Genomic DNA, 11,979 nt, shown 5'->3' with positions numbered 1-11,979 from the left:
AGGCTGCTCCTTTTTATATGATTACAAATCTTCCAAGGCATCTTTCATTTTGTCGAAGAAGCCTTTTTTCTTAGGATTGACCGAGATATTGCCAGCTTCCGCAAATTCTTTGAGGGCCGCTTTTTGACGGTCGTTGAGGCCAGTCGGTGTCACAACATTGACAGTAACATACTGGTCACCCATGCTTCCACCACGCAGACTCGGTGCTCCCTTGCCACGCAGACGGAAACGCTTGCCAGTCTGTGTTCCTTCTGGGATATTCAGCTCCACATCCCCGTGAACAGTTGGAATATCCACACTGTCACCAAGAGCTGCTTGGACAAAGTTGAGATTGAGCTTGTAGTAAATGGTAGAGCCATCTCGCTCAAACTTGTCACTCGGCTCAACTTGGACCACAACATAAAGATCACCATAAGGGCCGCCATTAAAGCCTGCTTCACCTTGACCAGACAGACGGACCTGCTGACCAGTTTCCACACCAGCTGGGATTTTCACCTTAACGCTGTGAGCCTGTTTTTCATGACCCGTTCCGTGACAGGTTTCACAAGGACTTTTGATTTCTTTTCCTCGGCCATGACAGACATCACAGGTCACTTGCCGACGCATCATGCCAAGCGGTGTCTGGGTATCAACATTGATGACACCTGAGCCATGGCAGCGACCACAGGTAACAGGGCTAGTTCCTGGCTTAGCACCAGACCCGTCACAGGTACGACAAGTCGCTTCGCGGTTATACTTGATTTCCTTCTCAGCTCCGAAAATCGCTTCTTCAAAGCGGAGATTTACACGATACTGAAGATCATCCCCTTGGCGCGGAGCATTAGGATTACGCGAAGCGCCACCACCAAAGAAGCTGGAGAAGATATCTTCAAAGCCGCCAAAGCCGGAGCCATCAAAGCCACCGAAGCCGCCTGCACCACCGCCAAAGCCACCATTAGCTCCCGCTGCACCGTATTGATCATAGGCTGCCCGCTTTTGCTCGTCGCTCAGCGTTTCATAAGCCTCTTGGACTTCTTTATATTTGTCCTCCGCCCCAGCTTCCTTATTAATGTCGGGGTGGTACTTTTTAGATAATTTCCGATAGGCTCTCTTGATCTCATCCTGAGAAGCATTCTTAGAGACACCTAGACGGTCATAATATTCTGTATTGTTCATATAAGATACCAAGACCGTAAAATTCGACTGAAAAATAGGAAATCAGGCAACGGAGCGATGCTCCTAGGCTGATTTCTCTTTTTTTCCAAGAATTTAGGTCGGGTTCAGTTCCTTTCTTTAAATTTTAGAAAATATTGATCAGAGGGTATTTTCAAATTCATGCTTCATTTCAGCAAACTCTTCTTCTGATAAAGTGAATATCAAGTCCTCTTCCGAATATTGATTCCGTTCTTTAAAATAGTTGTCAGCATTATCTACCAAACCTAGACTAAGAAGCACTTTTCTCGCAAACGCTTGATGTGCAAAGCCAACAGCCGTAATGATGTTCTTATCTTGCAGGACCGCTTTAGCTTTGAAATTCTCCCGTGGAAGAAATTCAAAATAGTCAAAGAAGTTTTGCCAAATCCCACCAGTAAATTTAGTGTCCTTCAATAAACCTGCTTTCGCCAATAAAATGGGCGCTGAGGAAATAGCTGCAATTAAAACTTCTTGCTGCTTCAAACTTCTTAGGAAAGAAATCAATTTTTCATCATGCAGAGTAGGGACAATATTTATCATTCCTGGCAAAATGACACAAGAATAGTCTTCGATAACTACTTCATCCAGTGTTCCAGTAGGTTGACAGGGAAGTCCATCTTCCGATCTTATAACATTTCTATCTGTACCAACATAATCAACCTCAACACCAAAAGATAGAGCTAAAGTACTGGTCAGACCAACTACTTCATAAAGTGAAAAATTAGGATAAATTAAACAGAGCACTTTCTTCATAAGCGTCACCCTCTAGTTTAGCGAAAAACAGAGGCTGGGTTGCAACCTCTGGATTTCTTCCTATCATTACGACGTGAAATTTTCAAAACAATATTTTTTGAAAAATTTTTGACGCGGTAGCTGATTGGATTTTAGGTTCGTCTTTCAGACTCCCAAAAATCCTAATCATCCTCGCGGGGGTTCGACTACGAACTAAAAACTTTCAATTTTTAGTTCTGTCTCACCGCCTATTTCTCAGTAAACTCTCCGTCTACAACATCGTCGTCTGCTTTAGTTGAGCCCGCGTTTTCAGCTCCTTCTGCTCCTGCTTGGGCTTGTTGAGCCGCAGCAGCTTGTTCATAGAGTTTCACTGCCAACGCTTGAGCTTTTTCGTTGAGAGCTTCCAATTTCGCTTTCATGTCGTCCAAGTTATTATCTTCTTGCGCTTTCTTAAGTTCATCAAGAGCAGCTTGGGCAGCGTCACGCTCTGCGTCGAAGCCTTTGCCTTCTGTTTCCTTGATAGTCTTTTCAGTCGCAAAGATAGCTTGGTCAACTTCGTTACGAAGGTCAACTTCTTCTTTACGTTTCTTATCTGCTTCAGCATTTGCTTCCGCATCCTTCATCATACGGTCGATTTCTTCGTCAGTCAGGCCGCTGTTAGATTGGATAACAATGTGTTGTTCTTTTTGAGTTCCAAGGTCTTTAGCCTTAACAGATACGATACCGTTCTTATCGATGTCAAAGGTTACTTCGATTTGAGGGATTCCACGAGGAGCTGCTGGGATATCTGTCAATTGGAAACGTCCAAGAGTCTTGTTGTCTGCTGCCATTGGGCGTTCACCTTGAAGAACATGGATATCAACGGCTGGTTGGTTGTCCGCTGCTGTAGAGAAGACTTGTGATTTAGAAGTTGGAATTGTTGTGTTGCGGTCAATCAGCTTAGTGAAGACGCCACCCATTGTTTCGATACCAAGTGACAATGGTGTTACGTCAAGAAGTACAACGTCTTTGACATCACCAGTGATAACACCACCTTGGATAGCTGCTCCCATAGCAACTACTTCATCAGGGTTCACTGATTTGTTTGGCTCTTTACCAGTTTCAGCCTTAACAGCTTCTACAACAGCTGGAATACGAGTTGAACCACCAACCAAGATTACTTCGTCGATTTCTGACAAGCTCAAGCCTGCGTCAGAAAGAGCACGGCGAACTGGTTCTTTAGTGCGCTCTACCAAGTCACGAGTCAAATCGTCGAATTTAGCACGAGTCAAAGTCATTTCCAAGTGGAGAGGTCCAGCGTCGCCAGCTGTGATAAACGGCAAGCTGATTTGAGTTGAAGTTACACCTGAAAGATCTTTTTTAGCCTTTTCAGCTGCATCTTTCAACCGTTGAAGCGCCATCTTGTCATTTGACAAGTCGATGCCGTTCTCTTTCTTGAACTCAGCCACCATGTGGTCGATAATCTTTTGGTCAAAGTCATCACCACCGAGTTTGTTGTCACCAGCAGTTGCCAGTACATCAAATACACCATCACCTAACTCAAGGATTGAAACGTCGAAGGTACCACCACCCAAGTCAAAGACCAAGATTTTTTCTTCTTTATCTTGTTTGTCAAGACCGTAAGCAAGTGCTGCTGCAGTTGGTTCGTTGACGATACGTTCTACTTCAAGACCAGCGATTTTACCAGCGTCTTTAGTCGCTTGACGCTGTGCATCGTTAAAGTAAGCTGGTACTGTGATAACCGCTTTGCTTACTTTTTCACCAAGGTACTCTTCTGCATAGCCTTTCAAGTATTGCAGAATCATAGCTGAGATTTCTTGTGGAGTATATTCTTTACCGTTAGCAGCTACTTTTTCAGATGTTCCCATTTTTGATTTGATGGAAATGATTGTATCTGGGTTTGTCACTGCTTGACGTTTTGCCGCATCACCAACGATGATTTCACCATTTTTGAATGACACTACAGATGGTGTTGTGCGATTTCCTTCTGGGTTTGCGATGATTTTGCTTTCAGTTCCTTCAAGAACTGCAACTGCTGAGTTTGTTGTACCTAAGTCAATACCAATAATTTTAGACATATTTTTACCTCTTTTTACTTTAATTTTATTTTTGATACTCTTTGGTTCGCTTCGCTCACTATTGCAAAGCTGAACAATTTTTTATCTTTCTTCATAGTTTATTGTCGTTTCGGACAAGATTTTTCAAGTTTTCTAGCCTAGTTATAGACCACTACCATTGCTGGGCGCAGGATACGATCATGAAGTTTGTAGCCTTTTTGGAAGACCTGCGCGATAGTGTCAACTGGGTGCTCATCGTCGGCTGGAACTGTTTGAATGGCCATGTGATAGTTATGGTCAAAAGTTCCGTCAGCTGGGATTTCTTCGATGCCCTCTTCTTTGAGAGCATGAATCAAGCTTTCCTGCACCATTTCCAGTCCTTTTTTGACATCATCTGTCAGACCTTCAACGGCAAGCGCGCGCTCCAGATTATCTATCGAAGGCAAAATAGCTTTTGCCAAGTCCTGGCTGCGGTATCTTTGCAGCTGCTGGCGTTCTTCATTTGCTCGGCGCTGGATGTTCTGCATTTCTGCATGAGCGCGGAGATATTTGTTTTCAAAATCTTCTGCCCGTTCATTGGCTAGTTCTAACTCTGATTTTTCAGGGCTTGCTGATTCAGCTTGTTCAGCTGTTTCTACAGCTTCCTCTTTTACTTCCACATCTTCTGGATGTTCTTCTTGTTTATGTTTTGCCACAAGGCACCTCCTTTTTAGGAATATTTATACTATATTTAATGGACTTCATAGTGATTACTGCTAAGGTAACGATAGAAGTCGGTCAGTTTCATGGTCAGCACGCGGTTGACGACATTCATCTGACTGACCAGCCGTTGATAGTCAAGATTGACTGGACCGACAACTGCCAGCACTCCAAATCCTCGATAAGGAATCAGAAATTTGCTGGAAATCAGTGTTAGATCAGCCAAACAGCTTTCTCTACTGTCTGCCACGCGCACGCTTTGCATCTGATCTTCAGCCAAACTGTCGCGAATTTCAAATGCTACTTTCTGCGGGTCATCAAAAAACTGATAGGCCGTCAGATCTGAGAATTCCAAGAGCTGAACCTTGCCAGACAGAATCACATTTTCCTTGAAAATATCACCAAAGATATGCTCAAAGAGCTGGATGACATTGTCCGTCGTAGTGAAATAGCGCTGGATAATCTGCGGAATTTCCGTCCGAATCTTGTAATGGATGTCCAGCACTGTCTGTCCCAAAAACCGCTCCCTTACTAGGCCTTTAAGCCTATCCAGGTCTTCTTTTAAGAAGTTGCGCGGAATCATAAACTGACTAGTAATGGTATTGGACTCATCCAAGGTGAAGACCGCCAGAGCCGTGTGCTGACTGAGCACAACGATGTCAAAAGCTGTCAAACGCTGCCGACTGGGTTCTACATCCAGTGCAACAACCGTGCATCCACTGAGCTTGGTCAAAAGGTCTGCTGCCTGTTGAAGAATGTCCTCCAAGTTGAAAAACTCATGGTCAAAGGCTTTGATAACCTCATAAAGTTCATTCTCAGCGAGACGATCAAAGGACAGAGAATGCTTGACAAAGTACTGAAAACCAGCCACGCTAGGCTTACGGCCGCTGGACGTATGCGCCTTTTCCAGAAGCCCCTGCTTTTCCAAAGCTGCCATATCGTTTCGGATGGTGGCACTACTGGAATTGATAGAATCCTGCAGGGCTTTGGAGCCGACCGGCTCGTGAGTCTTGGTAAAGATATCAATAATCAAATTCAAAATCTCATTTTGACGCTCCGTGACCACGGCATCACCTCCAATCAAGATTCCAATCTCAATTAGCACTCAACCGGCTCGAGTGCTAACTCATGATTCTATTATACACTCTTCCACACCAAAGTCAAGACAAAAACTCAAAAAATTAGCACTCTTTTTACAAGAGTGCTAAAAATCGGTCTGGCGACCTAGATTAGTCGTCCAAGATTTGCAAACGGCGCATCAAATAGAAAGAAATTCCTGCAAAAAGAAGCAGCCAAAGTAGCAGAGCCAAAAATTCTCCGCTCCATAAATGGAAATGAGACCAATCTTTCATATAACTAGTAAAGAGGCCCATAAAGCTATAACGCAGCACCTTAAATAAATCCTCGCTCATATTTGAAAACATAGGAATAAATGCCGCCAAGAGCATGGCTGGAACACTAAGGGATTGTGCCATGACCTGATTTTTACAAAACAGACCAACCATTAAAAAGAAGAAAATCAAGACCAGCATGGTCAATAAGAGTACCAAACTATAGCTGAATACCTGATTAGAAAGCTTGGCTCCCACCAAAATTGGGGTAATAACGATATAAAAAATCCCAATAATCGCTGGCCAGATTAAAGCAGAAAGAATGTATTGACCAGCTGTCACACCAGCCAAGCGCAAACTTTGCAAATTATGTTTTTCTCTTTCCTCAGCTAGAATGATGATAATGGGTGTTCCAACTGACATGGCTAGAGAGAAAGGCAGAGAGATCGTAAGCAACATAATAGCTAGTTTATCCACTCCAATTTCCTTACCTGCTCCATTCAGAGAAAAAATAAATTTATAGAGAAAAATGAGGAAAATCGGCATAAAAACCTGCAATAGAATACTTTTATTAGCTAGTGTCACTTGACCTCTCAGCCAAATCATACCTTTGAATTTATTAGACATTTAAGGTACCTCCTGTCAACGTGATAAAAACATCTTCCAAAGTTGGTTCGCAGGAATGAATACTGATAACGTTGGACAAATCCAAACCACCTTGCAGTTCATCAAAGGTAACTGTCTTCATCGTCAAATCTTCATATTCTAAACGAACCTTCTTATCTGTATTATACTTTTGGATTATCTCATGCGGACTGCCCACTTCGACTAATTTTCCTTTACTTAGCAAGGCCAAGCGATCACACAAGAGGGTAGCTTCTTGCATATCATGAGTCGTCAAAAAAATAGTTGTCCCCTGAGCTTTTAGTTCCAGCAGCAATTCGTGAATGGTGCGAGAGGTTGACGGATCTAAGCCACTGGTTGGCTCATCCAAGAAGAGCAATTTAGGTCGATTAATCAAGGCACGCACCAGTAACATGCGCTGCTTCATACCCGTAGATAGTTTTTCAGCCACCTTGTTGCGACTATCATAAAGCCCCACTTTTCGGAGAAGTTCATCGACTTCTGTCATCTTAACACCAAAGAGCATAGCATAAGCCTTGAGATTTTTATAAAGTGACATCTTTTCATAAAAACCGCTGCCATCGCTGACAATCCCAATCTGCTCCAGGATTTCTACCTTTAAATCCTCAACCGGTGCAGACAGCACATGAGCTGTCCCAGCATCTGCAGACAACTGACCAGTCAAAATATTGATAGTCGTGGTTTTACCAGATCCAGAAGGCCCTAGAAAGCCAAAAATCTCTCCCTCTCGGATGGAAAAATCGATTCCTGCCAGGGCTTCTTGCTCCTTGAACTTCTTTTTCAAGCCTTGCACTTCAATAATGGTCTTGTTCATTGTTTTCCTCGCTTTCATAACAGTATTTAACAAAACTGCAATCAGTCTTTCAGCTCCTGCCTCATTTTCCAAAAACGCAAGGCAATATGGACCAGTTGACAGAACAGAATGAGCAATATAAGACAGTCTATTACTAAGATTGATTTGAATAACAGACTTGCTTTCAAACTTCTCTGGGAAATATCTAGAATGAGATAGGTAGTGACACACAAAACCATGATGGCTGGTAAAAACCGCCATACAAGTAAACGTTTGACCATTTCTAGCTTAGACCATGCGTCATTATAGATTTCAAGATTGCTCTCCGCATCAATCTGAGAAACTGGCTTGCGGAAATAAGAAAATTGATTAAAGTTTGTAATATGCTCCCAGCCACAATCCTCAAACAGTTGATAATAGGATTCTTGCTCCGCCTTCTTCATGGGGCGAAAATCTAATTGATAGGCCACTTCCTGAGGCGGACATGCTTCAAAAGTATAACGAACTGCAACAAGAAAGGGAGAATAACTTACTTTCTTCAATTTCCAGCCCTGGATGTGCATTTTTTTAAAATAAGCTGCTTCTCTGTCATAGTCTGCAATGGTAAAGATTTTATAGACAATTTTCTTTTCCATCAAACTTCCTCCTTACTATTGCGGTAAAGGCGCTCAATCCGCTGGATTTCCAACTCTAAAATCTGTCTTCCAAGCTCTGTGATAGAATAGAGTTTTCTCTTTTCTTCCTCACGAACAAAGGCAATCAGACCATCTTTTTCCATCTTTGCCAAGGTTCCATACATGGTTCCAGGGCTGATAGATAGCTGTCCTTCTGTCAGATCCTTGACTTTTTGAGTAATACTGTAGCCATGCCTTTCTTTCTGAAGACAGAAGAGGATATAAAAACCTGTCTCTGTCATTGGCACATAGACTCTCCTAAGCTTTTCTGTCAATCCACTCATCTTCTCATCTCACTTTCACCTCGATATATCGAACCTTGATATAAAAATTATATCGCAGTCCGATATAGTTGTCAAGGATTTATAAATATTTTTTACAGAAAGTGGTTCGTTTTTGTATCTCTATGTTTGTTGCTAAAGCTGCTTTAATCAGAAGCTAAAAGGATTAGAAATCTAAATCAGCATAAAAAAAGCCAGGAACACCTGACTTACTTTTTTATTTTCCCGCTGCCTTGAGTAGGGCGATGTATTCTTCCAGAACCAGATTATGCTTCTGCATATACTGGGCATTCTCCACACCGACATAACGGTAATGCCAGTTCTCAAAATCAACTCCAGTAACGTCACTCTTGCCATCCGGATAGCGAAGGACAAAGCCATATTGGGGAGCTAGCTCAGCAATCTTGGCTGCCACTTCATCCTCCTGGCCTTCTGGAGCACTCATATCAATAGCCAAGCCCGTTTGATGCTCACTGGCTCCTGGAAGCTGCACCTGTTTCAGCACGATGCTAACTGCTTCTTCATTCGACAAGCCTTTGGCGACTTCCCCAGCAACTTTTTCGTTATAGAGTTCCTCCTGCTCTGCTCGGCTGCGATAGCCAGAGATTAGAGTTTCTTCAGGAGCTATCGCCTGGGCTGCTGCTAGAAATTGCCGAGTATTTTCAGCAATGCGGCTGTCGACCTGTACCTCTCCGATCTGAATCAGATTAGGTGTTTTTTCTTCTTGCTGGTTGTCACGATTGACCAAAATCAAATTCCAGTCAGTAGAAGACACCTTGGGCAAATCAGACTGCGAGCTCTCTGAGCCAGAAGAGCCTTTCGTAGCAGAACTACTAGACGAACCTGAAAACTGAATCTTTGCAAGCAGATCTTGTAACAAGGACGGACGGAAATAAATCGCCGTTCCTCCAGCTGCCAGACACAAGACGATTAACAGCAAAAGTGTCAACCCAATCTTTTTAGACTTCGATTTTCTCTTTTCTTTGCGATGTTTAGCGCGCTTCAACTTCTTCCTCCATTACTTTGGCACCGGCCTCTCGATAAGACATGTCTCCGACGCAAGCTACTGTGAATTTACCGTCTTCATAGTCTACAACCGTCACACTGCCATTGTCCAAACCATGAGGCCGAGTTCGATTGATTAGATAGACAAAGGTTCCGATGGTCATGCCGTGGCTGACTACAAGGGCATTGCCACCGCCAGCAGCTTCCAGTTCCTCAGCTATGGCTGAAAAGCCTTCCCAAATTCGGCCGCTAAGCTTTTCCCAATTTTCTGCCCAGCCCGCTGTATCGACTTCTACAAGGCCTTCTGCCAACTCAGCATAGCTGAGCTGATGAACGTGCTCAATATTGAAAACCCGAGGCATCACACCCATAAAGAGCTCTCCATCATAACCACCATCAAAACTGCCAAAACACCATTCACGAATCCGTTTGTCAAAGGTATAAGGAATCTGATCTGTCAGGCCCAGTTCCTCTAGAATAATGCCCATGGTCTGAATAGTCCGGCCACTGTCGCTGGAACGGGCCAATTTGAAATCAAGCCCAGTTTCTCTCAAGCCAATGCCCAACTCATGAATGCCACGTTCCCCGACTTCTGTCAATGGGGTATCAGACCAGCCTTGAGCCCGGCCGATAGTATTAAACATGGTTTTTCCATGACGAACCAAGTATAATCTTGTTTTTGCCATTTCATTTCCTCCGTTATTCTTTTCATATTATACCATTTTATGAAGAAATTGGCGCCATCTGGCTTTCAAAGCAAAAGCAGGTGTCTCAAAACTCCTGCTCATTCTTGATTTTCTCGGTCTAATATGGCTGCGCCGACCTGACGGTAAGTCACATTGCCCAGAGCTTGAATGCTAAAGCGACCATCTTCATACTCCAGCACTGTGACACTGCCGTTTTCGACATTAGGATTTTTCGTGATATTCTCATCAATCAGATAAGCCAAGGTACCAATGGTCATGCTGTGGCTGACGACCAGAGCATTTCCGCCACCAGAGGACTCTACCTCTCTAGCAATGGCTTCAAATCCTTCTAAAATCCGACCGCTTAGCTTGTCCCAAGGCTCAGCCCAACCTGCCGAATCCACTTCTACCAGGCCATTCGCCAAATCTGGCCAACTGAGTTCTTTGTAATTATCCGTCTTAAGAACACGTGGGATAACGCCATGAAAAAGCTCACCCCCATAAGCACCATCAAAACTGCCAAAGCACCATTCCCTGATGCGCTTGTCATAGCGATAGGGAATCTGGCCAGTCAGGTCCAGCTCCTCTAGGATAATCCCCATAGTCTGAATGGTCCGGCCGCTATCACTGGAAAAGGCCTTAACGAAAGGCAAGCCAGACTCTCGCAATCCGATACCCAGCTCACGAATACCGCGCTCACCTTTAGCAGTCAGCGGGGTATCAGACCAACCTTGAGCCCGGCCGATAGTATTGAACATGGTCTTGCCATGACGGATAACATAGAGTCTTGTTTTTGACATACTTCACCTCTTTTATTTTTTCTTTGTTTATTATAGTATAGACCTTCGGATTCTTTAGGATAAAGAAGAGGGAGAACACGCTTCCTCATCTTGATAGACTGCGGCTCACCGTGAAGTCAGCATCTAATTAACTATAGAGACTTAATATGAACTTTTACAGCACTGACACATCCAAAAATAATGTACAGATAATGGAGCCAATAATTAAGACCAAACTGTCCGGATAGATCCGCTTTATTAATAGCGATAACGGCTTGCAAAATATTGCCTTCCCCTTGATAAAAAGAATTGGCATAACCAATTTGAACAGCTACAAAGCTCATTGCTAAAGTAAAAAAGAAACTTGCTACAATTCCTAAAACAGAAATGCCTTTGACAAACTTTTCATAGCAAGCAATGCTAAATAGCAGTGTAAAACCTGATATGAAGCCCATGGCCAAGGATGCACCTGTCAGAAAGAAGACAAGACATGCACCAAGTAAGCTCGTCAAGAATGCTCCGAGAACACCCAGAAAATAATGTATTTTCTGCGGACTTTGATGAGGAAGGGAGCGCTTTGTCACCTTATCCTGCGAGATGGAAACCATCCGTTCATAGCTAGATGGCGTGAGAAAGAGCCAATCTCCTTTGATCTGATACAAGTCCACATCTCCGGTTTCACCGGTTTTTTCACAGGCGCTAACCAGCCCTTGCTCCTCAAAGTAGCGGGTGCAGTCCTCGATAGCCTCCTCCAAAATATCCGGCAGCAGATCCCGATCCTGATTAGCTAAAATCTGACAGGCCAGGTTATAGCCAGCTCTCTCAAAATCAATCAAAACCTCAGAATCATTGATCAAAGCTTCCAAGGCATCTCGACCGATATAGCCCTGCTCACATCTGACTGAAAAGAAAATCGCAAATTCATCGCCATCTGTTATGGTCTCTAGATAAAAAGCATAATCCCTTCTACGGCCATATATAATGCCGCTCTCCTTATCAAAATCCAAACCTAAATCAAGGGCCAGCTCAGCTAGCTCTCTTTTATTCATAACCTAAACAATCTCCTTATAATCCCCTATATTTCAAGCATCCAGCTAGATTCAATCCCGCAAACTCCTACTCGG

Annotated in this window: 13 protein-coding genes; all 13 read right to left on the bottom strand. The window is 43.5% G+C overall.

What is annotated here, in order from left to right; translation table 11 throughout:
- Window positions 1-21: 21 nt before the first annotated feature.
- Window positions 22-1,155 carry a molecular chaperone DnaJ gene (dnaJ, locus tag RWX26_RS05930; protein ID WP_002905343.1) on the bottom strand — a complete coding sequence of 378 codons (1,134 nt, stop codon included), beginning with the start codon at window positions 1,153-1,155 and terminating at the stop codon, window positions 22-24.
- A gap of 138 nt (window positions 1,156-1,293) precedes the next feature.
- On the bottom strand, window positions 1,294-1,926 hold the full coding sequence (locus tag RWX26_RS05925; protein ID WP_314580068.1) for a DJ-1/PfpI family protein: 633 nt from the start codon (window positions 1,924-1,926) through the stop codon (window positions 1,294-1,296).
- Window positions 1,927-2,153: 227 nt separating this feature from the next.
- Window positions 2,154-3,983, bottom strand: coding sequence for a molecular chaperone DnaK (dnaK, locus tag RWX26_RS05920; RefSeq protein WP_002905346.1), 1,830 nt, complete (start codon window positions 3,981-3,983; stop codon window positions 2,154-2,156).
- A 137-nt stretch (window positions 3,984-4,120) separates the two neighbouring features.
- A complete protein-coding gene (gene grpE / locus RWX26_RS05915; protein ID WP_125445614.1) occupies window positions 4,121-4,657 on the bottom strand; it encodes a nucleotide exchange factor GrpE in 537 nt (178 codons plus the stop codon).
- Window positions 4,658-4,692: 35 nt separating this feature from the next.
- Window positions 4,693-5,727 (bottom strand): heat-inducible transcriptional repressor HrcA, encoded by a 1,035-nt coding sequence (gene hrcA, locus RWX26_RS05910; RefSeq protein ID WP_011837494.1) that lies wholly within the window; start codon window positions 5,725-5,727, stop codon window positions 4,693-4,695.
- Between the two features lie 163 nt (window positions 5,728-5,890).
- A complete protein-coding gene (locus RWX26_RS05905; protein WP_314580065.1) occupies window positions 5,891-6,619 on the bottom strand; it encodes an ABC transporter permease in 729 nt (242 codons plus the stop codon).
- Window positions 6,612-7,469 (bottom strand): ABC transporter ATP-binding protein, encoded by an 858-nt coding sequence (locus RWX26_RS05900; protein ID WP_314580063.1) that lies wholly within the window; start codon window positions 7,467-7,469, stop codon window positions 6,612-6,614. Before RWX26_RS05900 ends, RWX26_RS05905 begins: the two co-directional genes overlap by 8 nt.
- 23 nt (window positions 7,470-7,492) lie before the next feature.
- The gene (locus tag RWX26_RS05895) at window positions 7,493-8,065 is read right to left on the bottom strand and encodes a DUF2812 domain-containing protein (RefSeq protein ID WP_314580062.1); all 573 of its coding nucleotides are present in this window, start codon (window positions 8,063-8,065) and stop codon (window positions 7,493-7,495) included.
- Entirely contained in the window at window positions 8,065-8,388 is a 324-nt protein-coding gene (locus tag RWX26_RS05890; RefSeq protein WP_002920200.1) for a PadR family transcriptional regulator, read from the bottom strand. Before RWX26_RS05890 ends, RWX26_RS05895 begins: the two co-directional genes overlap by 1 nt.
- A gap of 214 nt (window positions 8,389-8,602) precedes the next feature.
- Complete coding sequence (locus tag RWX26_RS05885; RefSeq protein ID WP_314580061.1) at window positions 8,603-9,391, bottom strand: M15 family metallopeptidase; 789 nt, start codon at window positions 9,389-9,391, stop codon at window positions 8,603-8,605.
- Window positions 9,378-10,076 (bottom strand): histidine phosphatase family protein, encoded by a 699-nt coding sequence (locus RWX26_RS05880; RefSeq protein ID WP_314580060.1) that lies wholly within the window; start codon window positions 10,074-10,076, stop codon window positions 9,378-9,380. Before RWX26_RS05880 ends, RWX26_RS05885 begins: the two co-directional genes overlap by 14 nt.
- A 98-nt stretch (window positions 10,077-10,174) precedes the next feature.
- Complete coding sequence (locus RWX26_RS05875; RefSeq protein ID WP_314580058.1) at window positions 10,175-10,876, bottom strand: histidine phosphatase family protein; 702 nt, start codon at window positions 10,874-10,876, stop codon at window positions 10,175-10,177.
- Window positions 10,877-11,007: 131 nt separating this feature from the next.
- A complete protein-coding gene (locus RWX26_RS05870) occupies window positions 11,008-11,904 on the bottom strand; it encodes a hypothetical protein (protein WP_314580057.1) in 897 nt (298 codons plus the stop codon).
- Between the last annotated feature and the right edge of the window lie 75 nt (window positions 11,905-11,979).

Origin of the sequence: uncultured Streptococcus sp., from assembly GCF_963536705.1 — a bacterium.
Classification (GTDB): Bacteria; Bacillota; Bacilli; order Lactobacillales; family Streptococcaceae; genus Streptococcus.
This window is presented reverse-complemented; position numbering and strand designations above follow the sequence as displayed.